Consider the following 24,959-nt stretch of genomic DNA (forward strand, 5'->3'; position numbering starts at 1 on the left):
TAACATTACATACTTTATTTCGCTAAAAATGTAATAAGTTTCCTTTCAAAATGAATTATAGTAAACTATTTTACTTGTACCGTATAATTCCCTGTTCCACCACCATACTTATATACACTTAAGTAATATTTCCCTGGCTTTGCATTATAATTTCCAAGCAATTTGTTTCCATCACGTTTTGTTGCATAAGCTACATAATTATTTAGATCTGATTCAGAATATAATACCCAGTTCAGTCCAAGATTTTGTTCGTTCGTAACAGAAATTTGTAAATCTTTTTGATCCTTTACATCAATAACAAATTTATCCCCCTGATCTTGATCGCTCAAGGTTCCTCTTAACAAAATATTCAAAGATAGTGGGTTTGCTGTTTCAAATGAATTATTTGGTTCTTTTTCTACAGCCGTACCTTCTTCCGTATTCACTCCGCTAAACACAACATCATATTCATATTGCCCAGCATTATTTACACGGTAATTTACAAAATAAGCAGTCAATGTTTTATATCCAGTCCACTCTTTTCCTGAAAGACGTTTCAACATATCATTTGTTGCTTCATTCATCATTTTCCAGTCCTCAACTTCTCCTTTAGCCGCACTTCCTGTATATGTCCCCTGTAGTGTAAATGTATTAAAGAATTGTGATTTATTCTTTGTTACTTTCACATCTTTTAATTTCGCTTCATTCGTAATATCTGAAGTAATGTCCGAAAGCGATTTTGGATCATGCTGAGTTAAATACTCATCTGATACTTGTGGGATTGTATACTTATCGCGATTATCAATAAGCATTTGCATATAAGATTGATATTCTTCATTTAACTTATTATCTTTGCTTAATGTAGCACGGTATGCATCGTAACTTGAAACATCATTTGCGCGAATCAAATCATGCACTTTATCGAACATTTCAGGGCGCTTATTATACATATATGATTGCAGCGCAAACGAATAATTATAAAAATCCCACGTTCCATATTTCGCATTTAATGTTTGTGATGCTGTATAACGTTTTGCAGGATCATTAGATAACCCACCAATTATACTTTTTCGCGGTACTACACTATCTAATCGCGTTGCACCTGCAAAGAACTCTGCGTTTCCTTCTTCAAACCATGTTAAACGTTCATTTTGATACATTTCTCCTTGTCCCCATAATCCCTGAACTTCGTACCTTCCCTGTAAGTAGTGCGTAAATTCATGGCGGAACAATTCTTCCAGACTATAAATACTTTGCTCTGGTGTACGTTCATATGTAAAGAAAGTCCCTGTCCCTTCAATATAAATCCCACCATTATTCGTTTCATATCCGTACAGTTGACGATTAAATTGATACTCATCTGGGCTATTATAAATAACCATCGTTAACACATCATCAGCATGTCCACTTTCAAGTGGTTTATCGCTACCAACTGTACGATAAAATTGAGAACGCACCTCTTTTGCCGCCCAGTATAGACGTTTAATTTTCTCTTCGCTAACTTTATCCCCAGCTTTAAAGACAATTGCTCCATCATCAAACGTGTACGTTTTCGGTAAATATTTCTTTTTACCTTCTTCTCGAATTTGATCTAAATTTACAGTTTTTCCATTCGCATCTATTCCTCCATAATTTGTAGTAATTTGTTCTGCCGCAACAAAGTATTGCTCTCCTAAATATGGATAAATTCGCATTGCATCTGTAACAACTTGTTGTCCTTTTGTCGGCGTGCTATGAAGCTTGCCCAATCGGCCAGCATAATAAATTCCATTATTAATTAACCATCCGTTTTTATTTGTTACTGTACCAAGTAGTGCAAAACGATTTACTTCATTAATAAAGTTATCGATATTCCGAAACCACATCGTATCTTTTGGCTCTTTTCCAGTCGTGTACATATCCGTCTGAATATCAAAGTCAATTCCCTTCATCAACTCATATATAGCGTCTCCTTTTGTTCGGTCTTCAATGAAAGTCGCAAGATTATCATTATATTGTTTAAAAATTTCACCTGCATATAAAACCGTTTCAACATCTGCTGATGCATTTCCAATTAATTTTCCATATGATGCAATTACTTTATTTTGTTCTGATGTACCAAGTTTGAAATTTGGATTTTTTGCAATTGTTTTTAAAGCTGGTAAACATTTATCATGGTAGCTACGCTCATTTAGTTTGCTTAATTCATCATGGTAAAAACCTAAATAAAATGCTGCACGTAGAGCTTCTACTAATGTTTCAATCCCTTTTGAATCATCTTTCGTATAAGCTTGTCCTTGTTCTGCTAGTTTATTAATAATTGCTTGCATTCGGCTATCATCTTGATAGAATTTAAGACTATCACTATTAAACTGAAATAATTCCGGAATTTGATACCATTTAATTGTCACAAGAAGATCAGTTAATTGTTTGTTATTTAATTGATTTAACTCAGCCATCGAATACTTTTTTTCTTCAGCTAACGGTTTAATATTATCGGTTGGTGCTAGTGGACGCTGCGATAAATCCGCTAATTTTAACCGTTTTGTAAAAGATGCATTTTCTTGTACTTTTGAAGGGTGCGCCAATTCATCAACAGATTTCTGTATTCCTACCGGCTCCATTTGTAATACGTTCTTCACATTTTTCTCTTTTGTCTCTGCTTGAATTTGCAAACCATTACATGTTATTGTCACTAATCCAACACCAAGAATCCACTTAGAAATTTTCGAATATTTAACCATCCCATTGCCCCCTAATAACTTAAAAGAAAATTCAGAATTTTAAAATCAAAAAACCCACTTATTTGTATGTATTTACAGTTCCGCTATAAATACAACTATGATTAATAATGCAATAGTAGCTTATTTTATACTATTACGAGTACAGATTCCTTACATACAATCTCCCTTCCTTACATGTAATACAAGCAAAAACCGTGCCAATCCTATTTCTTATGAATAGCCAACATTCTTTTATAAATACTGTAGAATAAAATATACATAGGTGGTTCGGCAATGTATAAATCATTTGACACAAAATCTAATGTTTAAGAAGAACAAATTCATTGAATATTATAAGTTCATTAGCCAGTAAATAATCCCCAATTATTAAATCTCTCAAAAAAAGGTAAACAAACATATTCCATAAAGCTAATATGTTCGTTTACCTTTTTCTATTTCAAATCAACAGCAAAATATCGTTGAATAAAAACAGCATGAATAAGTATTTTGTTATTCATTTCTCTTTTTCATATAATCTTTTTCACATTGCAACGGCTTGAATTTCACTTTTTTCCCTTTCTTCTTTTTCATTTTTATAACGAGCCATTCCCCTTTTTCAACGTCTAGTTTTAGGCTTTTCATTACATTGATATTATCGTTTTCTTTATAAAGTAAAAATGCTTCTTGCGCCCTCACAAATAAGCTGGGTTGCTCGCTAAATCCACCACTATCATAAATTTTAGTTAGCGAATTATAATAAGAATCATTTTCCTTTCCACCATACATCAAATGGGCAGCCTCTAGATCTCTTTTACTTACTTCCCAAAAACTATGTTCATCCATATTTAAATTAAATGTGGATTTAATGTCTTGTATTATATTCTTCACATACTTTTCATCTCGAATTTTCCTTTTTTCAAGACAATCAGAAGATAGCTCTGGTGCATCCGTTTGAGAATGTACAACTTGTTGAATAGATACACTTAATATAAATACACTTAATATATACAATATTTTTTTCATACTTACGTTTCACCTCAAGTAATTTAGATACTATATTATTTGAGGCTCACAATATTCTTATGCTAACAATGTGAAAGGCCCTATAAATTGGACTTTTATAGAGCCTTTCATATTAACATTGTTTTATCAAATTCACCGGTGAAGCCATTACCTTACTATTTTTCACATCATATAATCCTATAGGAGTTACCCGTATAAAAGGTAAGTGCGTCGCAGAAAAGAACAAAATGGTAAATGCCGGATCGTCATACGCGTAACCACGCTCTTGGAGTAGTTTCACCATCTGTTTCTCTTCCTGTATTAATTTATTCATTTTCAAATTAGACATAATCCCGAGTAATGGTAATGCGATTTCGTGTAATACTTCATTCTTTTCAGCTATTACCATTCCTCCCCCAATCTCTTTCACTCTATGAAAAGCTGTAAGCATATCTTCTTTATTCTTCCCAATAAGAATGATGTCACCGGTACCAGAATAAGAGCTAGCAAGACCACCTAGTTCTTTCGCAAACCCCTTTACAACTGTATTCACTCGCCAAGTACCATCACGAGCAATCATCATAAGAAAACACTCATCATGATCTAGAGAAAGTTCATCACGGTTTAAATCAATTTCAGTCGTGTATGGTTTAGTTATAACGTTATTTAATAATTGTATACCCACTTTTTGAGAAAAAATCATATCCTCTTTTTCTATAGACCAGTTTAATAATAATGGAGTTACTTTGAATTGACTCCATTCTATTCGTACTGATTCATTATTGTTTATTCCGTCACGCTTCACCCATTTTCCTTTTGCAATTACACTTATTGGAACCGGATTTTCTTTACTTTCCAAAATATTAATATTAGCTATTCTACCTGTCGCAATCGATCCATGTACATGTTCCATATTGTAATAACGAGCGATATTATAACTTGCCATATGATAAGCATCTATTATTGGCACTCCTTGTTTTATCGCGGTAGCTATCATTACGTTTGTCATTCCATTTTCATAAAACGAAGGATGTGAGCCGTCTGTAGTAAGAATAAATCTATCAAACTGCTTTACTCCTAGTTCCAACAATTCTTTCAGTAACACTTCTAAATCTGGGCGTATTGAAGAATTTCTTAGGGAAACCGTGTAACCTTGCATAAGACGAGTGAAAGCTTCCTGCCCTGTCATCGCTTCATGATCACAATCTGTACCTAACAGTTTTAACTTCGCTAAAGTCGTTTCAGATGCTCCTGGAAAATGTCCTTCCACTTTTTTATGTAATCGTTTCGTTTCCTGCAACCAATGTAACATTTCATCATCGCCATGTAATAACTTTGGCCACGCTGTTAGCTCGCCACCTTGAAGAACTGCTTTATGCTTAAGCCACTCTATTATGTCTTCACGATTAAATAAAGATTCCCCGTTTTGCAATTCAGTTTGTCCATCAAAACGACACCACCAATACATACTTGCTGGAATCTTTTCAAATTCATCTAATAAACGAAATGCTTCTTCACGTTGTAATGTGAAAAATAAAGTTAAATTATCATTAATAAAAGTCGTCGTCCCAAACTGCATCGCATAATTTGCTAACGTTTCTGGATTATATAATTGATATGGATGTGCATGCGGTTCTATGTAACTTGGAACTATATACTTTCCATCACAATCAATGACTTCACATTTATGTAGTTGCGCTGGCAGTTTTTCTCCTACATAAATAATGCGATCATCATAGATCCAAATATTTGCTTGCATCCACTCGCGCATATAGGAATTTAAATAAGTTGCATTCTTAAATAAAATATGCGGATTTCTTTTGCCATCTATTATTTCAACATGTTCTCTTAATTGCTTGTTACTCCACCTGAAATACTTTTGTTCCACTGTATTCAACTCCAATGCTATTTTAGTTACATTTAAAAATAATTAATCAACTAAACTATTTTCTATTCAAGCCCCGCAATACATACCCCTATTATATTTAATAATCATACAAATAACAATTTTCAGAATAACAATCGTTTTTATTGTTCACTACTTCTCCTTTTGAACATAAACATTTCTGTGCAGTTGTTTTACTTAAACCTTCGAAAGAATAACAACTATTTCATAAAGTAAAAAACGTGTCACCTTAATAAGATGGCACGTTTTTTACTTTGCATTTCAAATTATGATTAGTTCATACTATTTCGGAGCTGATTTATAAAGGCATGGGCTGCATTTGAAAAAACTTGATTCTTTTTCCAAACAATATTTAAGTTCGCTTCTAATTTAGGTTGTAATGGTTTAAAACAAAGTTTACTATTTCCTGACGTGTTAATTATCTTATCTATACATAATGCATATCCAATACCTTCTTCAACCATAAGTGCTGCATTATAAAGCAAATTATAGGTTGCGACGATGTTTAAATTATCTATACTTTCTCCAAACCATCCTGTTAATTCATTACTAACAGTAGATTGTCGTGAAATGAATAATGGTTTATCTATTAAATCCACTGGGCTAATAACTTGTTTATCCGATAAAGGACTATCTTTACACATTAATACACCCCAAGTGTCTTTAGCTGGCAATTGTGCATATTCATATTTTTGTTTATCAGTTGGCTCTATAACGACACCAAAATCTAATAATCCACTATCTAATTTACTCTTAATGTCATCAGCATTTCCGCTGTACAAATGAAATCGAATATTTGGATAGTCTTTTATTAATACTTTTAATGTTTTCGCAATAAGATGCATCGCTTCAGTTTCACCGGCACCAATGTAAACTTCCCCGCTTATCATTTCTTTTGAATCTTTTAAGTTCGCTTCCGTTTTATCTGCTAAATCAACAATCTCCTTCGCCTTTTTAAATAAGTATTTCCCCTCTTCTGTTAATGAGATTTTCCTATTTCCTCTTATAAATAAATCTGTTCCTAATTCCATTTCTAAATCTTTCAGTTGCCTTGATAATGTTGGCTGTGACAAATGTAATTGTTTTGCAGCTGCTGAAATACTTTCTTCATTTGCTACAGCAATAAAATAGCGTAAAACTCGAATTTCCACGATAGTCTCCTTTTACATATAGCTAATAAGCATATGAATGTATTTAATATAGGTATTTGATATTGGAATCGTATCATTTTATGATTGTATTGAAAAGATTAGCGTTTTAGAGGGGAGTATAACAATGAATATGAAAGATTTTATAAATTTTTGTAAGGCCGGCAAGCCTATTTCAGGCGAGGATAAAGAATTACATGATCTACTAGTTCAATGTAGCTATGAAGCCCAGAAGATAACAATGAAATTAAATACATCTTATCATTCTAAAGAAGAGATTGTAGCGATATTTAGTGAATTAACAGATAACAACATTGATCCATCTTTTATGTGTTTTCCACCGTTTCATACAGACTTCGGTAAAAATATTACAATTGGAAAAAACGTATTTTTTAACACTGGATGTTCCTTTCAAGATAGAGGCGGAATTCATATAGGAGACAATTGTATGATCGGTATGAATGTTACAATTGCCACACTTAATCACGGGCTAACTTTAGAAACAAGAAATACGACATACGCTTCCCCTGTTATAATTGGTGAAAATGTATGGATTGGTTCTAGCGCAACAATACTTCCTGGTGTTACAATTGGGAACAATTCAATTGTTGCTGCAGGTTCAGTTGTTACAAAAGATGTACCTGCAAACACCGTCGTTGCAGGGGTGCCTGCAAAAAGTGTGAAAGTCATTCATAGCAATTAAAAATATTCTAGATTTTTGAAATGCAAACAAGCTACTTTGATTGAAATTTGCTTTACTGCTTATATATTTATTTTATCGCTCTTGTTAAGAATTTTATTTCTCTTTGTGAGAAGAGAATGTACCTATATATTTTTCTATACCGCAATAAAAAGACTTATAGAATGATTCTATAAGTCTTTTACTATAAGGAATTAACCTATACCCATCGATTAACAAATTCAAAAACCAAAAGATTCGCCATAAATAAATTTCTAATAAATCACTATTCTCTCTAGTCATCAAAAAGTTCACAATAGTTGAGCAGTTCCTTTTACTGCCTCGTAGCCAAAATATATTCCAAACAGAATTAAAACAATGCCTGCTACTATAGAAATCCATTTCATTACTGTATGATTAATAAATCTTCTACCAAAATGAATAGATGTAGCCATAAATATATCCCAAAGCATAATCCCAGCAAAAATGGCTGCACTATACCATAAAGCTTGTTCTTTTCCAATAGTATTCATAGCACTAGTTAGAACTGATCCATATATCCCTATCCAAAAAATAATATTTAATGGATTAGAAATTGCGATAGCAAACCCCGATAGAAAAGATTTTAAAGGATGTTCTTTTTCACCTGATGAAATATATTGAACTTGTTTAGTAGCTTCTTTCATACTTTCATAACCCAAATAAATCATCGTTACAAAACCAAAAATCCAAATGCAAAGTTGAGCAACTGGAGTTGTTAAATAAGTCGAAATACCAAAGTAAATTAAAAACATCATTACAACATCTGCTGACATTGCCCCGACTCCTACTAACCATGCACTCAAAAAACCATTTTTTATTCCTTTATTTATTTGAGCAACATTAATCGGACCGACTGGTGCAGACAATGAAATCCCTAATAATATATAACTGAATATCATGCTAATCATTTTTCTTCAACCCCGTAATAGGACATCTCATTACACTTTCTTCATTTGTTTCTGGTAACATATATTGTTTCCATTCAAAGGTTTCTTTTATTCCGTAATCCCCTATATCTGGATGCATTGGAATATCATCATATGCTAACAAACGTTTTCTAATCACTTTCCGCACTTGTTTCCCTTGTTTTGTATCACCTGTAATATCATCCAGAGTACCTCGAGGTTGTAACGTAATTTCAAGGCCGGTTCCTGTATATCTACTTTTTCTTTCAGAATATATTGGAGCCCTACAAACGACAAATATAGGTTCACCACCAAAACAAAATTCCCATTTAGCATTATAAGGATCTATTGGAATTTCTGCATTCCATGGCTCCGGATCATTTCTCATTAAAAATTGTAATACATTCCAAAATTGTTTTTTGTATTCTTCAGCCAGTAATTGTTTATTAGCGGGTTTAAAAAATATTACTAAAGTAGTTCTCTTTGCAATTTGTTGATATGTTTTAATATATTCATAAATCCCATCTCTTAGTTTGAACAATTCATTTTCATCATAAGCCGATTCGGAAAATATATATCTAGACCAACCATGTTTCTCAGAATCCACTGCAAAATAACACGGAAATGGTTTAGATTGATCTAAAATGCTATCGTGAAAATTATTGAAAGATACAGTTTTCCACTCATCTAAAATCCCTTTATTTTGTTCTTCAATTATTCTCTTTTGATTGTATAAATACATTTTTGTAGTTGGCATTATTAAAATCCCCCCTAATATATTTATGATTTTTTCTCATATAGTAAAATATCATTCTCAACAATATTTAAAATTTCATTTATACTTTTTGTAGGTATTTCAATTGTTATCTCAGGTATACCGGGAGATAACAAAAATTTATTATAGTTATAAATTTTTCGATCTATAATAAGTGTGATTTCATTTGAATAGCCAAATGGAGATACACATCCTGGAACACAAGAAGTTTTTTCTATTAACTCCTCGGCTGAACAAATAGAAATCCTTTTTCCAACCAACTCTTTCATAAGTTTTGAATCTAATTTTTCTCCTTCAACAGTTACAAATATGTAATAGTTATTTGATTTATCTTTTAAAAATAAACTTTTACTGGGTACACCTTCTAATTTAAACCTTTCTCTAATTTTTCTATCTGTTTCATAATCTAATATTGGTTCATGTGTATATTGTTTATACGATATAGCCGCTTCTTCTAACAGTTCTACTACTTGTTTATACATATTTATCCTCCCTTTGATTTCATTACACAATTTGAAAAGATAGCCTTTTCTATTGCTGTTCCCCCTCCCTATTCTTTTTCACAATATATTCAATTATAGTTTACGCAACAATTAACATTGAAATAAAATACATATTTGTAATATAAATGGAATTAAAATATAAAACCTATATTAATCATTAATTTCATAATAGTCAATCATTTAGACGCAAATCATAATTATCTATTTTTGTATACTTAATTCTATTTGTTATTAATTCATACATATTGTTTCTTTTGAAAAAGGACTTGTATATGTGTTCTATTTTTCATCTTCCAAAAATGTTTTGTTTTATCCTTCGGAAATGCGTCAACATTAATACGCTTTAAGATATTAATTCATACGATAAAAGTACATTATTATGTAAATTAAGGAAATACATTCGAATATTTTTCAACAAAAATCAGAATTTACTTATTATTAACTCTGAAATCTAGAACTACTTACCTTTGTATGTTCCAATATTTTAAAAATGTAAAAGTCACTATAAATAAGACATATCAAATAAATATAATAGATTTATAGTAAAATAAAAAAATTTAAATACATCATTACTTTTCTTGTAACAGCACGTAAAAACCTCGAATCATGGGCAGTAAATCGCTCATGATTCGGGGTTTTTTAAGACTATATTTTAATAACAATTAAATCGCATACAAGTCCTTATATACCTCTATAGTAGAACTCTTTTCATCTATTATTTCTTAAATTCAATTTGCATCATTTTATTAAACTGTGTAAGAATATCAACCGGACCTAAAGAGTTAACATTGACAGCAAATGTATGCTTGCCTCCAATTACTCCACCAACAAAAGTCATAAACCCAGGAATTGATCCTCCGTGCCCCCAAACTGAGACACCATTTGGAAGTTTCGTCTCATAGATCCCAAGGCCATATCCATCACCAAGACCTTTTCCTTCTATAGGAACTGTAGTAAGCATTTCTTTTAGCTCGCGTTCTTTCAATAAATTACCACCGAGCAAAGATGAAAAGAACTTATTTAAATCGTCCGCATCTGAAATCATATCTCCCGCTGAATTAGCTAAACTCGGATTATAATACGTCATGTCTTTCAATTCACTTGTTTCATCAATTTTCATATACCCTCGAGCATGATTCTTTCCTGGTATGACTGGTGAATTACCTGGTAAAAACGTATTTGACAAGTCCAAAGGTTCAATAATTCGCTTTTCAATTTCTTCCGCATAACTATTACCAGTTATTTTTTCAATAAGCATTCCTAGTATTACGTATCCTGTGTTTGAATACGACCAACCTTTACCTGGCGAAAAATCTGGAGGTAGAGCAAGTCCTATTTTCACTATTTCTTCTGCTGTATACGTTTTTTTCGAATTCATAATGTCAGCTTCTTTTGACTTTAAATATTCAGCTATACCACTTGTATGGTTCAAAAGTTGACGTATCGTAATTTGATTGCCATCATATCCATTTCCTTGAATGAGGCCAGGTAGCCACTTTTCAATAGAATCGTCAAGTTGCACGCGATTTTCTCCTACTAATTGAAGAACAGTCGTAGCAGTAAAAGTCTTCGTCACACTTCCAATCCGAAAACGATAATCTGATTTCATCGATTTCTTTGTACTTAAATCCGCGACGCCAGCATTATAACTACTAATTTTCCCGTTATTATACGTCTTAGCTAATACCCCCGGCGCTCCAATTTGGATTGTTTCCTGCATGACTCTTTTCCAGCCATTCCGATTCTTTTGATCATGTGCTTCTGACGGATTAGAAATATTTTGAGTAGACTCTGCTTTTACAGTAAAACCTGGAGTGAATAAAGTAGTACCCGCTAATAAAACTGCCAAACTTGCTAACTTAATGGAATAACTTTTTTTCATAAGGCTTTCTCTCCTCTATTCATATCGTATTGATTCAAGCTATACTTTCATCCTATATGATAAACCTCTCTTTTTTCTTATCCATTCCTTACGAAATACTTACGTTCAAAATTTGACGACCAGATGGGAAAAAGTAATGTATGAAAATAAAAAAGAACGTGTTTTCAATTTATGAAAACACGTTCTCTTACATACTTAAAACCCTATACCAACTTTTTATTTCATTCACTTTTACCATCCTGCACTAGCGTTCATGCCATTTCCGATAATAGTAAGTAGTAATGGCCACAGCACTGGTGCTAACGTAAGAAATAAATTTAGCAGTATAAGTATTCTATATCCCTCAGGAATATGGTGATTTTTACGATTAACAAATACTACAAAAACTAACAATATTATGGTCGTTACAAACAAAAGTAACACTAACAACCAATACCAAACCATTAAACTGAGACTCCATGGCTGTAATAGCTCGTGTACAATACCAAAGGTGATTCCCAATACTGCAAAACTAAAGGTAGTAACTGTTGCTTTGATAAACAATATACTTAATTTTTTATCGCATGCATACTTACAATATAAATCTATTAACGCGTATAAAGATAAAAATGCCATTAATACACCTACCCAAGACAATAACCAGTCTCCGCCTTCTCTAACTATCATAAACAGAAACCAACACATCCCTGCTGCAGAAAAAATAAAGGAAAGGAGTATGTTTTTCAATACCGGTTTCATTCTATTTTCACACCCTTACAAAAAATTTAAACATAAAGTGAAACTTTAATCAGTGTGGGGGTTTTTCATCCCCCACTGATTATTAGCCCTCACCAATCGGACTTTAATGGGCAGCCCGACCCCCACCTAAATTCTTTGCTTTCGCTGAATTTTGAGGTGGGGTCTTACTGCCCATTAAAGCGGGATAAATAATAATTTTTTATTTACATGCTACTCGTAATTGTTTTATCTCTTTTTCATTCTATATTGATGTAGTGAAGATAACCCCACAAAAAATTCAACGAGCAATATTCTACTAAGGCAACCTTTTTCCATTGGTATCAATATAAAAAAGCAAGTATACATTACCATATAATTAAATATAAGTAAACAAAATTAATTTACAGTTAATTTTGTTTACTTATATTAATGTCATCCTTTCCCGTCCCGCTCTATCCATCGTACAGCCTTCTCTACGTCTAACTCCGTATACGTCTTCTCTCCATAACGGACAGATTCATATATCGGAATAATATCTCGCGTTCTACAAATTCTGCTTAACCATTGTTGCATCGTTTCATAGGACCTTCGCTGTTCGTGAAATGGTAAAGTTCTTTCCCATTCAACTAACGTTTTCCTTATCGTGTCTTTAGGTAACGGCTGTTCAAACTGCTGCTTCACTTTCTTGTTCTTTTCGGTTCTATCCGTATTTTCTTTTGTTATCGATTGTATATCCTGTTCTATTTCTGATTTCTTTGCCTTTTTCCTCGTTAATTTATAAAAAGCATATAAAATGACCACTGCAATAACTACATAAAAAACGACACTAATCCATGAATTTGAAAGAACAGAGAATATGTCTCCCCATGAACTTTTCTTTTCGAAACCTTTAAATTTTTTACCCGTCTTTGTTCTTTCACCATTATATCCCACTTTTTCTTCTTCCAAAGGTGTTCCATAATCTTCAACCTTTTCGGTGTCTATCGTTTCCTTATAAATTTTTTCAGGTTTCTTTTCACTAAAAAAACGCTCTTTTACAATCACTTGTACATACACCACACCTTGTGATAAAGTTATTGCACTAATCGTAAAAAAAAGTATGATTAAAGCTCTTACACTCCATAATTTCACTTTCATATGTCGCCCTTTATTAGCCATGACATAAACCCCTTCTTATTCTTTTATTACAACCCATTTATTCGTTCTGCTGTATTTCCTTGGGGAAATACCAAGAATTAAAGGAACTGCATCCAATTCCTTTCGACGAAAACCTGCTGTGTAAAAATAAGTAGAAGATACAGGGGTATCTTGATCCGATATTGAGGCAAGTACTTTTAATACATTTTGCAAATGTTTCCGGTTATGACCGTTCTTAATATGCAATAATCCATTGTCTTTTACGCTATTGATCCATACTTCAAATGAACAGTTTTGTATGAGCAATTGTTTACATATGCCTGCCGTTAATTCAATGAGTTCCTCTGTATCTTTTCGCAAAGAAATACCGCTTTTATTTTGCAAGTTGAGATAAATCGCATATTTATCTGATTGTGTTCGCTCGTACTTTTTCGCGGTTATCGTCCCTGTTTTCGCTGTCGCACTCCAGTGGATAGAACGAAAATCTTCATTTTCATACGACTTCACTCCCATTATTTTCGTTTCATCATATAAGGGGGATGACATCGCTTTTCGAAATCCTCGTGACCATTCTTGTAATTCAGGAACTTGCATTTTCGGAACAGCTGGTAAAACTAAATAAGACGGCGTATTAACTTGTTTATATGTTATATGGTTCGTTATGAATCCAAAGGGATCAATAATGACAATTTCTACTTCTTCCCATTTCGCAATTCCTCTTTTTACAGCTACAGCTTGCAAATCAAATGAAACTGACTCTCTTCCTTTTAAATGTAAATCCATATAATAATTTGAACCTGTATTCGTATTTTTGTTTATTTCATCATGATTCCAAGTTAACTTATTTTCACATTTAAATCGAAATACGATATTGAAAATAGGGAATAACGACTTGTTTGAAATTTTCATTTTGCACATATTCGCTTCACCTATAAAAATGTTTGAATTCCCTTGACTGTATTCCCATTCAACACGAGACACTTTACGTATGTACACATGCATCGCACCTATTAAAATTACATATAAAAATACGAGAGATAATATAAGTAGATTACTTGAAAATACACATAAAATAACGGCTACAACTGACATAACTCCTATTACGAAAGGCTCCGCTAAAGGTGTATACACAAGTTGTTGATTCATCGTACATTCTCCACTGGCACATTAATCGTATGAAGAATTTCTTTCATGATTTGTTCTTTCGTCGTTTTCATCTCCCCTTCAATCGTTAACGTTAAACGATGAGCACAAACGGATGCAGCCAGTAGTTTTATATCATCTGGCGTACAATAATCTCTTTCATTTAATATTGCCCGTGCTTGAATCGCTCTCATAAATGCCAACGTCCCCCACGGGCTTACACCAATTTCAATTAGCTCATGCTTTCGCGTTGCCTCAATGATTTCAAGAAGATAATCTTGCACATCATTTCCTACTAACACTTCTCTTGCACGTTTTTGCACTGTAATAATTTCTTCAGTTGAAATAATTGAATGTAACGTTTCTAACGGATCATTCGTTTGAAAACGATTCATCATCTCCTTTTCTGCTTCTCTCGTAGGATAGCCTTGACGTATAGTAAGTAAAAATCGATCTAACTGAGCATCAGGTAAAGGAAATGTTCCGGCCGATTCAAGAGGATTTTGCGTTGCAATAACTAAAAAAGGTTCTGGTAATGAATGTGTCTGTTTCGCAATCGTAACAGTACGTTCTTCCATCACTTCCAATAACGAAGATTGTGTTCTCGGTACAGCACGATTAATTTCATCCACTACTACTATATTTGCAAAAATAGGACCTAACCTCGTATTAAATTCTGATTTCTTCACATCAAAATATTCGAGACCAATAACATCTCCAGGTAAAGTATCCGCTGTGAATTGAATCCTTTGAAATTTAGCGTCTACACTTTTAGCCAAACTTTTCGCTAATGTTGTTTTTCCCGTCCCAGGTACATCCTCTAATAAAATATGCCCTCTTGCTATGAGAGCTATAGCTGCAAGTTCAATTGATTCATCTTTTCCTATAATAACCTTCGAAATATTGTTAATAATTTTCTTTAATGTACTCATATATTAACCTACCACCTTTAATTTTCTAAAAATTAAGAATATATACTTTCCAAATTATAACATATGATACAAAGTTGAAACAGAGCAACAAGCAAACTTATATTTTTTCTTTACTCCACGTAAAAAAAGCACCTATCGTCGTCTGTTGACAATGAAGTGCTTAACTCTCTTGATTTTCATATTGGGCATTTGACACCTTATATACATTCATTATTTTTCTATTTCACTCCAACTATCAACATCACATTCATTTAAAACCGCTTTCATTTCGTCCTTCTCAAATACTACTAAATAATTATACGGTAAAGCTAGCACTAGAATACTTGCAGGTTTCATTTTTAATAATTCGTAGGCGTATATAATTTCCAATCCTCCTGATACTTCTTCATTGATAGGACCTATATACCAACCCGAATCACCTTCATCACAATCTTATCGTTAAATTTTATTAATTGTCCCTCTATTTATATTCTCCTTCCATTTAACTAGTAACGCTTTATATAATCGTTCAGAACGTTTCTCGATCTTATCATTGGCATTTCCCATAAATTCAAAAATTCGGCTTTGAACAATTTGATTTTTTTCAATTTCCGATAGTTTGTGAGCCTCCTCTTTATTAAACGAATTTGGCAATGGGTATTCAAAACAATGCCCCTCCCATAACTCTAATTTATCATCAATAAAGTCTTGCATATAATAATCTGTTACGAAAGTATCGAAAGAACGGCCTAAAAAACTTTGTAGTGACATTAATGTTAAATCCCAATAATCTCTAGTTGCAATAGCACGCCCAACGTTAAATCCTTTAGGCAATAATGTCATATTTCCTATTGTATGTGTCACTGTAGCAAAACGCATAACATCGGGATGATTATTGATATTTTCATAATGGTTAAACACTTTTTCAGACAATAACCATTCATACCTTAACAGCTTTAAGGCATTATATTTAATTGCTTTAGGCTTCACACCACGATTATTACAGAATGCATTAAAATCATTTTCCCAAAATGACTTATCACTTGATAGCAATAAAAGCCGGTACGTTTGATAAAAAGAATTCATAGTATCTAAATCTAAATTGTTCAAGTTTTTATTTTCGTATATTTTAGAATATATCTCTAAAACCAGATCACATCTATCACAGTCAAATTTTTCTTTTACAATGTTTAAAATTCTTTCTTGATAATCTTTTTTGTACAAAATAATTTTTTTACGGGATGTAATTCTTTTTGCACTTCAAATGATGGTGAAATATTTTTAAAATCAAAGTGATTTACTTCATTTTTATCTAATTTAATAAAATCTGCCAATCTCAATTCAACAGCCTTCTTTCCCTCTACTTTTTAGTAACTATACACCCTTTTTTCTCCAACGCCTGCATTGTTTTCAATTAACTAGTAAAATGTATTCTAACATTACATATGATGACACCCATTGCAATTTGTTCGTTATAAAACTTCCTCTACATCGACACTCCCTATCTTCACTTCATACATATTTGGGATGGTTGCTTCTTTTGGTACCCATGCATAATAATTTTGATCATTTTCTAAAATAAATTGAACTAACTTTGTTTCTGATCCATTCCAGAAATTTTTAAGATTATCAATGTAGTCCTCTAAATCTTCTTTATAGTCCAATTGTAATATATAATCTCTTACCGTCAGGGCAAACACAATTAAACTACCTAATAGATTTTTTTGCTCATTTTCTTCTTCATACTCTTGTGGTAAGAACCACACTTGACCTATTCCTATCGTTTTTTTGTATTTTTCATAAAAACTACTATCATCCATATTCTTATAATCATGTATTAATTCATTGACCAACGAATGCCATTTTGGAGGAATAATATTTTCCAATGCAAGATTATTTTCAATTCCTTCTACTATTTTCTCATTTTCTTCTGTCTCATCCTCAAAATGATATTCACTTAGATTTATATGCTTAAATTTCATTGTATTCTTATAATGCACCAAATCATATGGATAATGATTATTATCTTTTAAACTTATATCATCAAGTTCCAAAATTTTCGCAAGCGCTGCCGTTTCAAAGCTCCAATATCCTACATATCCAGGTTCTTTATGCGCATTTTTCCACTCATAATCATAATGACCTTTAAACCATTCTTTCTCCATATACGTTTGTAATCTTTTAGATGCTTCTTTTTTATCTATTTGTGCAAGTTCTATAATTTCTCTCGTTTTTGCATATGGATTTTCTTTATAATATCTGTTCGTCATGTTTGTGTATCCGATATCACTAGCGCATAAGAGGAAATCGATTACTGCGTCGTTCATATTTTTTTTATCAACTATCTTTTTTAATCTTTCTAAATTCTTTTTATCCGTTTCTAATAATATTCCTAAGGAAATTATCCAAAGCATATATATATAACCAACTTTGCTAGTCTCTGTATGCTCTAAATCATCTATCGCATTATAAAAATATACTTCCATTTTACTAATGTCTTCTCCTAAAGAATACATTGCCCTAATGTCGTTCATCTCATGTATAAAATTCGATAAATAATTTTCTAATATAATACTTTTATTGTCATTAGGATATCTTTGAATACCATTTTTTTCATCTTCTTCTAAATTTCTAATCTCCTCTCTATTTTCTTTAATAAACTCTTTATGATATTCTATTCCTCTTTTACATTTTTCTTCTATACATAATTGATCTCTCATTCTATTTAATTCCTCCTAGTTTCTAAATTATGGCCATTCTCCAACGATGTTACCCTTTGCATCTATCTTAAATGTTTTAACCTTTCCACTACTATCGACTTTTGATAATACTCTTTCAACTTTACCTTTTTGCAAAGCTCTCGTAATCTGTTCTGCTAATACTTCATCTCCTTCAACAGCTTTCAATATTCTACTTTTTCCAGTTTCAGAACCTTTCAACCAACCATCTGACATTTGTGGTCCATCTTTAGTTTTCCCCAATTGTGAACTACCAAACTTAGCTTCATCAATAACATATTTAATATTTGAATTTTGATTTGTATTTTCGTATAATCCATCAATTCCTTTTACTATTTTATCATTTATGCCTGATGGTGTACTTTTGCCGACTGGTTTCAAATCAAATCCAGCTTCTTTTAAACTTTGATTATTCAATAAATTGTCACTAGATTTTATTTCACCATAATTACCTTTTTGCTTATTTGTAGCTGTTTTTGCATCAAAATTATCTACAGTTGTGTTTTTGTTACTGCTATGTTTACCGTTAGCCGCACCTCCACCAGAAGACTGGATTTTTTGAATAGTATCCTTAGTATTTTGAATCGATTTATTCCAAACAAATCCACCATGTACAAAAAGACTTGCCCCAGTAGCTGTTGCTGCTATATCTAATGGAATAACAATTGGTGATGCCAATCCACCAGTTCCTACTTCTGCCACGATAGTTAAGAAATTAGATCCGCCTATGAGCGAAATAGCTTCAAACATTTCTACAAAAGACCCGGCTATTTAATAATATTGTCCTGCTTTTTCTAATGTTTCTTAACGTTGAAAAACATACTATGTAGCAGCAAATAAAGCCTATGTGTATGTGAAATACGAGGTACAAAAAAGAATTCGCTTAAATAATAATTTTCAATTTAAATCAACAAAAGAGACCTCAAATGTGAAGTCTCTCTTGTTGATTATTTTCCATAAGTAACTCGCCATTTATTTGTTTATTTTGAGACAGATAACATGGTTCATTCAAATATATATCCTAAAGAAAAAATTTTTCCTGCCGTCATAATCTAGTAGAATAGATTCAATTAATTCTTATTAATTACGATAAACTCACTAGGAATCTCATCTGCTAACCAAACTTTTTCATTTCCTAAATAAAATTTAACGCCTTCTTCTCTAGCTTTTTCAGTATTAACTTCTAAAATAATAGGATGCTTATCTTTTCTTTTCCCCACTAATTCAGCAGTTACAATATCTTCAGAAAGATGGACATATTGTCTAGACATAGGTGATAGCCCATTTAATTCAATAGAATTTAAAAAGCGAGGAGATGTACCATGATAAAGAAATTTAGGTGGAACGCCTTCTTCCTTTACTATTTTCATGGGAATAGAATGTCCATACAACGCATGAATTTTATTTTCTTTTAGCTCATGCCTTTTTTTCTCCGATTTCTCAATCATTATTTTTAAATCTTCTATCTTTACATCGCTCCATTCAATGGATTGATGAAGTGCGTGTAAAAGTTGCTCAACAGACACCCAGCCATTCTCATCTAACTCCAATTCGTATTCCCACGGAGCATGACGTAAAGCATAAGATACTTCTTTACTTAAATTTGTATAGAATTTTTGTTTATTCAATTTCTTCACTCCGATTGTAATCAATCATTTCTTTCATAGCAACTTCGACCCACTCCCAAAAATCATCAAACTCTTTTCTTTGTTCAAAACCTTCAGAAGCAAAATCATGAATAAGTTGAACTTTACTTCCTTTGCCAATTTCAAAACACGCAATATCATCGTTGTCATCTCTTCTAGCAAAAGGAATTAAATCTCTTTTTGGATATCTTTCCTTTAAATCATGATACCTTCTAGTAGCCTGTTCAGATTCAATTAAATACCATACATCAAAATCAACTAAATTCAATTCCACGATTTTTTGGTAAGATTCAGGATATACATATATATCTTTATCAACGTAATACTTTTCCATAGCTATAGCACTTCTTTCTATTTCATTTTTTCTAACTCAAATGAACCCATTGGATTATTATTTCTAAAACTAGTCTTTTGCTTTAGAATTCTTAAGTCTAGAGCTTCCCCCCAAGTTTTAGGTACTCCCTTTTTAGTTGTAAATCTATCAATCAGATTTGCTGGAAGTGGATCATTATAGTTTCTAATAGTTGCTTGAACTTCTATCCCAACCTCTCTAGCTGCAGCAATATTGTCTTCCTGCTCTTGTAAGTTCAATTGTTGTTCTTGCAAAGTAAATTGTTTCATCTTGGTTTGCCAGCTTGTACTTCTATAATCTCTTGAGTTCGTCTCATTGTTTCTTTAAAGAATCGACATTGATTTCTATTAGATATCCTAAGTACACTCATACTCTCATCTGCCTCTTATTCTTGCAACCAATTTCGTGCCACTGATGAACACCCTTTACAGGTGTTAAAAACATAGAAAAACCTTGAAAAGCATATATGCCAATCAAGGTCTCAGTTTATATACCACCTATTATTTACATATTCCACTTTCCCATACTCTTTTTCCGTCAGTTAAAAACACTGCACTTGGCGGATCATCATAGAGAGAAATTTCAACCAATGAACTTTTTTCTTGTATCAACCAATTATATACAATACCTTCGTTAGTAGAAGGTTGAGATAAAATATGATTTACTTGAAATGCTGTTGCATAATATTCTGCGTATGCGGGGTCATCATCTAATCCATTGTCTGTCTCATAAAATGTGTCTGTTTTGCCTATAATTCTCAACCCACTGTTCCACTCTAATATGATTTCTACACCTTCATGCTCTGTTAATGTTTTAAATAAAGAATCTGCTTCCATAGACATCCTCTTTCTTAATTTTATTCTGATGGTTTTGCTGGTACTATATGGGCACCATCTTTTCCATAATGTATCATTCCTCTATTAGTCTCTATATATTGTCCGGTCACAGTGTCATAGTATTTACCTATTGGTTTACCAAAGTCCACTCTTTCTTTATTTTTGGTAACAGTGGTTCCTTTTCCGGCAAACTTATCAAGCAATTCTTGCGCTATTTTATTATCACCATAGAAAATGCTCTTATTTTTTCCATTTGCTAATTCTTGTTTATAGTTCGGTGTATCAGGAATATGCTTCTCTTGAGCACCTGACTGTACTTTAACTGGAAATCCATGTACTTCTCTGTAAATCCCTATAGGTATGGACTTCTTTTCTCATAAGAAGGTAAGGGTAAGCCATTACCCGTACCTCGTAATCTTAAAATAAAAAGCACTTGTTTCCCATAGGCGACAAGTGCTTTAAGTTCATCTGTTTATTAAGTAGGATTATTTCGGGGAATTTTCAATTAACTTTACAATATCTTTAAAACTTACGAATTCATTAGTTTCATGTTTATTCCATTTATTTATATTCTTAGCCCACTAATAGCTATCTCGCCTAGTTATTGTTCTTATATTCAAAAGAATTACCTCTCTTCTTTGCACAAATATAAGTATTGGCCAAACTCAGGGAATGTATCCCAATTTCTAGATACATCATCTTTTGTCTCTCGCTCTTCTACTTCTCCAGTTTTAGAATCTTTTTGCTCCATAGCAATATGACCATTTTCTTGATACCCCAAAATCATACTTTTCAACTGTGTATCCCCGTCATATTCCCAATACATTATTGTCCTTAGGAATAGTCTATTATCTTCTTTAACAATAAAATCGTAGTGTAAATATTTACGAAGAAAATCATTCAAAAAACTTACCGATACCCATTTCTCAGTGACATTTACTAAATACTTTGGCTGCTCTCCATCACTAAGAACAGCAGTATAAGAATGACGATTTTCATGAAGTGTCTTGGCTGCATTCTCATCAATAATATTCCAAGGCTTCTTTTTTATATTAGACCACTTATCACAATAATAAATTTCCATTAATTATACACCTTCCCATTAATATCACGAATAATAATCCCTTTCTCATTCGCCTCTTCAATAATTTTTTGTGGAACTGGCTTTGTTTGTACAGGGATTTCCAAAATTAACTCTCCATCTAGTCGACCACCTTTTAAAGCATTAGGATTAAATTTACCTGAAGAAATTTCTGAACCGGAAGAATACTTTTTAGTAAACTCACTTAAATAACTTAATGCCGTCTTTTCTTTTACTTCAGCCAATTGGGTAAATTTCCTCGAGACAATTTCTTCACCCGGAATATAAGAATCCACAACATATTTCTTCCCATTGATTTCCTTTGCCTCTAACTCTACTTCATTATAAGGATATCGAGGACGATTTTCCTTATTAAATCTATTCCCTGCTTCCCATTGCTTTTTCACAAAGTCGGGTATTGATTTCTGTTTAGATAGTGTTTCACCCGTACCCTTACCACCATCTTTAGACTTCGCAAACTTATAATAAGCTTCTATCAATTCGCCTTGAGGTATTTTGGTTACGATAGTTCCACCAACACTAGAGAGTGCATAGGAAGCCTCTCTCTTAAATGATTGTAACATTTCAAGTGTAGGCTTCAATTCTTTTGCTAGTTTTACTGCATTAGCAAATGTACTTACTCCACTTGATACTTTTGCTCCTTTTGCGATATGGCCTACTTTATTTAGTGCCTTATCGCCTAATATTGTGGTAGCTATTTGTGTTAATCCATAGGTAGTCAATTCTGTACGACTCTCTGCATCTCCCTCTATCATATCTCGTTTTATTTTATTTGAAAATGCATGCCACATATTTTTTGCAGTTTCATCCAAATGGAAAAGTGCATAGGCTACATTAATAAAAGTTCCTATGTCCATATTACTTAAAGCTATTGCGGACTCGATTTCATCACCAACAGCTTTCCCCGATCCTCTTTGAATAGCTTCCCACATCTTTTTCGCTGTTTCAAACGTGCTAACTATACCGTCTGCCGCATCGTCCCAAGCATTTCTAACCGGAGATTTCTCCTCAATTATGTTATTTGTTTCTATATCTTTAATTGACTGATCGTTTTTTCGAGCTGTTTCTTCTATAATCCCCTGAATCGAACTCACCCAATCCATATTCAATCCTTGTGTACTAAACGTCCCACTCACAGGACTAAATCCTTTCCCGCTTTGCACTTCAGCGAGTCCGGCTGTGATGCTAGCGGCTAATTGGAGAGCGGTGCTGTAGTTGTTGCTGGATGAATGATTGAATTCATATAAATGCTCTAGTTTTTCTTCCAGTTTTTTTCTCATTGCACCTAATACCGTTACAATCGCACTTACTCCGGGCATTGGTGTAAGTATTTCTATTGCTTCTATACTTGTAATCGATTGATTAATTCCCCTTATTTGTTCTCTTATTTCTTGTTCAATCACATCTGTCGAAGCAACTTTCGCTTGGAAATGCTTCGTTTTGGCGAATTAATTCTTCACATAAGCATATGATTCCTTGCGCTAATGGCCGAAATGTTTGGACAAGGTAGGCTTTTGCACTACTATATGTTTGTCCTTGTAATACTGTATCTACCGCAAAGGCATCAATAGATTGAATGGCTTGTTCCATACTTTGAATCGTAGCATTACATATAGCGTTCATACTTTGAGTTTGATTTTGTACTTCTCCCAAATACATGTTTAAACTCATGTATTGGCCTCCCTTTGTAGTTGCTGCTGTTCATAGGAAAGGTCGTTTTCTTTCTCGCTGAGATGCCGTTTTTCTTTAAGCAACGTCTCTTTTTCATTTTCTAATTCGAATGTAAGTTTTCTTTCATACTGTCCGATTTCTTGCCGCATATTCGTAAAAAGGTGAAACACATCTTTGTCGCCGTGCCAAGTTTCTAGTATTCGGTTAAATAAACGATTATTTCTATTTTTCCATTCATGAAAACTAGCCTCAGCTCGTTCTTGATTTTGCAGCGCGATTCGGTTTTCATTTTGTTCTTCAAATATAATTCGTAATTTTTGATTACATTGACTGATTCTCGTTTCAATTCCTTGACTCATCTTTTCTCCCTACTTTTCCCCCTTTACGTAGGTTGTTACATTATTAAAAAGTCTTTTGAAGTCCTGTATCCATTTTCTCAAATTCATTTGCTACGGAATGGATATTATCAATTGTTTGTTGAAAAGCAGTACAAAATTGTTTCGTGATCTGTAAATTTTGTTGATTTGCTTCTTGTGCTTTGAAGTTCACAGATAGTGTCGTACGCGTTGCCTTATTTATAGAGCGACTAGTAGCACTTTGCATCCTATCTGAAGCATTTCTCATTTTCGTTGCAAGTTGCGTTGCCGTATGCAAATTACTTTGAAATTCTCCCATTACTTACTCCCCTCTACCTTTTATTTACAAGAAAATTATACCACGGAAAAATATCCCAATAAACCGAATGTTCGAATTTAACATACAATTCAGCACTGTTACTGAGGATGCGAGCAACGCTTATCTATCAACATAACTGAGTCCAAAATGGATTCTACTTATACAAAAAAGATGACTTCAGCCATATGCTAAAGTCATCTTTTTCTACCTTATTATTTTACTAATTCTCCATTATAAGCTTTTATATTAAGCGGAGCAGTTAAAAATTGTGCTGCTTTACTAACGAAAGATGTGAAGTGTTCACTCGTATTATGGCTCGCAACTGCTGCTTCATCTTTCCATACTTCTACCATCGTATAAACACTTTCTTTTTCTGTATCTTTATATAAGTCATAAGATACATTTCCACTTTCTTCTCTTGAACCATGAATGAGTGGCTGAATTTCTTCTAAAAATGATTGTTGTTTTGCTGGGTCTACTTGAAATATTGCGTGAATAATAATCATGG

General features: G+C 32.8%; 25 protein-coding genes and 3 pseudogenes. 1 reads left to right on the forward strand and 27 read right to left on the reverse strand.

Annotated features, from left to right (window positions below; translation table 11 throughout):
- Window positions 1–65: 65 nt before the first annotated feature.
- The 4 genes from colA to MHI26_RS15295 all read right to left on the reverse strand — a co-directional run bounded on the left by colA (window position 66) and on the right by MHI26_RS15295 (window position 6,740).
- Window positions 66–2,702 carry a collagenase ColA gene (gene colA, locus MHI26_RS15280; protein ID WP_061666969.1) on the reverse strand — a complete coding sequence of 879 codons (2,637 nt, stop codon included), beginning with the start codon at window positions 2,700–2,702 and terminating at the stop codon, window positions 66–68.
- A 489-nt stretch (window positions 2,703–3,191) separates the two neighbouring features.
- Window positions 3,192–3,704 (reverse strand): hypothetical protein, encoded by a 513-nt coding sequence (locus MHI26_RS15285; RefSeq protein ID WP_061666968.1) that lies wholly within the window; start codon window positions 3,702–3,704, stop codon window positions 3,192–3,194.
- A 112-nt stretch (window positions 3,705–3,816) separates the two neighbouring features.
- Window positions 3,817–5,571 carry an adenine deaminase C-terminal domain-containing protein gene (locus MHI26_RS15290; protein WP_061666967.1) on the reverse strand — a complete coding sequence of 585 codons (1,755 nt, stop codon included), beginning with the start codon at window positions 5,569–5,571 and terminating at the stop codon, window positions 3,817–3,819.
- Between the two features lie 290 nt (window positions 5,572–5,861).
- On the reverse strand, window positions 5,862–6,740 hold the full coding sequence (locus MHI26_RS15295) for a LysR family transcriptional regulator (protein ID WP_061666966.1): 879 nt from the start codon (window positions 6,738–6,740) through the stop codon (window positions 5,862–5,864).
- 124 nt (window positions 6,741–6,864) lie between these two features.
- Here MHI26_RS15295 and MHI26_RS15300 point away from each other — a divergent pair, with 124 nt between their 5' ends.
- The gene (locus MHI26_RS15300; RefSeq protein ID WP_001056074.1) at window positions 6,865–7,440 is read left to right on the forward strand and encodes a sugar O-acetyltransferase; all 576 of its coding nucleotides are present in this window, start codon (window positions 6,865–6,867) and stop codon (window positions 7,438–7,440) included.
- A gap of 287 nt (window positions 7,441–7,727) precedes the next feature.
- Here the strand turns inward: MHI26_RS15300 and MHI26_RS15305 are convergent, their stop codons facing one another.
- From MHI26_RS15305 to MHI26_RS15415, 23 genes and pseudogenes are all read right to left on the reverse strand, one after another.
- Window positions 7,728–8,366 (reverse strand): LysE family translocator, encoded by a 639-nt coding sequence (locus MHI26_RS15305; protein WP_000624898.1) that lies wholly within the window; start codon window positions 8,364–8,366, stop codon window positions 7,728–7,730.
- Complete coding sequence (locus tag MHI26_RS15310) at window positions 8,359–9,120, reverse strand: YqcI/YcgG family protein (protein WP_061666965.1); 762 nt, start codon at window positions 9,118–9,120, stop codon at window positions 8,359–8,361. Before MHI26_RS15310 ends, MHI26_RS15305 begins: the two co-directional genes overlap by 8 nt.
- Before the next feature lie 23 nt (window positions 9,121–9,143).
- Window positions 9,144–9,620 carry a YbaK/EbsC family protein gene (locus tag MHI26_RS15315; protein ID WP_000278060.1) on the reverse strand — a complete coding sequence of 159 codons (477 nt, stop codon included), beginning with the start codon at window positions 9,618–9,620 and terminating at the stop codon, window positions 9,144–9,146.
- A gap of 736 nt (window positions 9,621–10,356) precedes the next feature.
- Window positions 10,357–11,523: a serine hydrolase domain-containing protein gene (locus MHI26_RS15320; RefSeq protein ID WP_000750389.1), complete on the reverse strand. Its 1,167-nt coding sequence runs from the start codon at window positions 11,521–11,523 to the stop codon at window positions 10,357–10,359.
- A gap of 231 nt (window positions 11,524–11,754) precedes the next feature.
- A complete protein-coding gene (locus tag MHI26_RS15325) occupies window positions 11,755–12,261 on the reverse strand; it encodes a DUF3902 family protein (protein WP_061666964.1) in 507 nt (168 codons plus the stop codon).
- 411 nt (window positions 12,262–12,672) lie between these two features.
- Window positions 12,673–13,398: a hypothetical protein gene (locus tag MHI26_RS15330; protein ID WP_061666963.1), complete on the reverse strand. Its 726-nt coding sequence runs from the start codon at window positions 13,396–13,398 to the stop codon at window positions 12,673–12,675.
- Window positions 13,399–13,413: 15 nt separating this feature from the next.
- Entirely contained in the window at window positions 13,414–14,523 is a 1,110-nt protein-coding gene (locus tag MHI26_RS15335; protein WP_061666962.1) for a DUF58 domain-containing protein, read from the reverse strand.
- The gene (locus MHI26_RS15340; RefSeq protein ID WP_061666961.1) at window positions 14,520–15,452 is read right to left on the reverse strand and encodes an AAA family ATPase; all 933 of its coding nucleotides are present in this window, start codon (window positions 15,450–15,452) and stop codon (window positions 14,520–14,522) included. The genes MHI26_RS15335 and MHI26_RS15340 overlap by 4 nt, the downstream gene beginning before the upstream one ends.
- 210 nt (window positions 15,453–15,662) lie before the next feature.
- Window positions 15,663–15,881 (reverse strand): annotated as a pseudogene (locus MHI26_RS15345) (immunity protein Imm33 domain-containing protein); the annotation flags it as partial.
- Window positions 15,882–15,890: 9 nt separating this feature from the next.
- Complete coding sequence (locus MHI26_RS15350) at window positions 15,891–16,655, reverse strand: hypothetical protein (protein WP_223285841.1); 765 nt, start codon at window positions 16,653–16,655, stop codon at window positions 15,891–15,893.
- Window positions 16,622–16,765: a hypothetical protein gene (locus tag MHI26_RS15355; protein WP_254905558.1), complete on the reverse strand. Its 144-nt coding sequence runs from the start codon at window positions 16,763–16,765 to the stop codon at window positions 16,622–16,624. Before MHI26_RS15355 ends, MHI26_RS15350 begins: the two co-directional genes overlap by 34 nt.
- Window positions 16,766–16,903: 138 nt before the next feature.
- On the reverse strand, window positions 16,904–18,151 hold the full coding sequence (locus tag MHI26_RS15360) for a PoNi-like cognate immunity protein (RefSeq protein WP_061666960.1): 1,248 nt from the start codon (window positions 18,149–18,151) through the stop codon (window positions 16,904–16,906).
- Window positions 18,152–18,178: 27 nt separating this feature from the next.
- Window positions 18,179–18,940, reverse strand: a pseudogene (locus tag MHI26_RS15365) (hypothetical protein); the annotation flags it as partial.
- Window positions 18,941–19,239: 299 nt separating this feature from the next.
- On the reverse strand, window positions 19,240–19,797 hold the full coding sequence (locus MHI26_RS15370) for an RNA 2'-phosphotransferase (protein ID WP_061666959.1): 558 nt from the start codon (window positions 19,795–19,797) through the stop codon (window positions 19,240–19,242).
- Window positions 19,790–20,149 (reverse strand): hypothetical protein, encoded by a 360-nt coding sequence (locus MHI26_RS15375; protein ID WP_061666958.1) that lies wholly within the window; start codon window positions 20,147–20,149, stop codon window positions 19,790–19,792. The genes MHI26_RS15370 and MHI26_RS15375 overlap by 8 nt, the downstream gene beginning before the upstream one ends.
- A 17-nt stretch (window positions 20,150–20,166) precedes the next feature.
- On the reverse strand, window positions 20,167–20,436 hold the full coding sequence (locus MHI26_RS15380) for a hypothetical protein (protein WP_046959811.1): 270 nt from the start codon (window positions 20,434–20,436) through the stop codon (window positions 20,167–20,169).
- Window positions 20,437–20,667: 231 nt separating this feature from the next.
- Window positions 20,668–21,003, reverse strand: a complete 336-nt coding sequence (locus MHI26_RS15385; protein ID WP_061666957.1) for a hypothetical protein — start codon at window positions 21,001–21,003, stop codon at window positions 20,668–20,670.
- 20 nt (window positions 21,004–21,023) lie between these two features.
- The gene (locus MHI26_RS15390; RefSeq protein ID WP_340809200.1) at window positions 21,024–21,365 is read right to left on the reverse strand and encodes a polymorphic toxin type 50 domain-containing protein; all 342 of its coding nucleotides are present in this window, start codon (window positions 21,363–21,365) and stop codon (window positions 21,024–21,026) included.
- 263 nt (window positions 21,366–21,628) lie between these two features.
- On the reverse strand, window positions 21,629–22,087 hold the full coding sequence (locus MHI26_RS15395; protein WP_061666955.1) for a hypothetical protein: 459 nt from the start codon (window positions 22,085–22,087) through the stop codon (window positions 21,629–21,631).
- Between the two features lie 427 nt (window positions 22,088–22,514).
- Window positions 22,515–23,776, reverse strand: a pseudogene (locus MHI26_RS15400) (cytoplasmic protein); the annotation flags it as partial.
- Complete coding sequence (locus MHI26_RS15405; RefSeq protein WP_061666954.1) at window positions 23,773–24,135, reverse strand: DUF3958 family protein; 363 nt, start codon at window positions 24,133–24,135, stop codon at window positions 23,773–23,775. The gene MHI26_RS15405 and the pseudogene MHI26_RS15400, both read right to left, overlap by 4 nt.
- Window positions 24,136–24,178: 43 nt before the next feature.
- A complete protein-coding gene (locus tag MHI26_RS15410; protein WP_061666953.1) occupies window positions 24,179–24,451 on the reverse strand; it encodes a TIGR04197 family type VII secretion effector in 273 nt (90 codons plus the stop codon).
- A gap of 212 nt (window positions 24,452–24,663) precedes the next feature.
- The gene (locus MHI26_RS15415; RefSeq protein ID WP_000583816.1) at window positions 24,664–24,957 is read right to left on the reverse strand and encodes a putative quinol monooxygenase; all 294 of its coding nucleotides are present in this window, start codon (window positions 24,955–24,957) and stop codon (window positions 24,664–24,666) included.
- Window positions 24,958–24,959: the final 2 nt, after the last annotated feature.

Origin of the sequence: Bacillus sp. FSL K6-1218 (assembly GCF_038006445.1) — a bacterium.
In the GTDB taxonomy this organism is placed as follows: Bacteria; Bacillota; Bacilli; order Bacillales; family Bacillaceae_G; genus Bacillus_A; species Bacillus_A thuringiensis_S.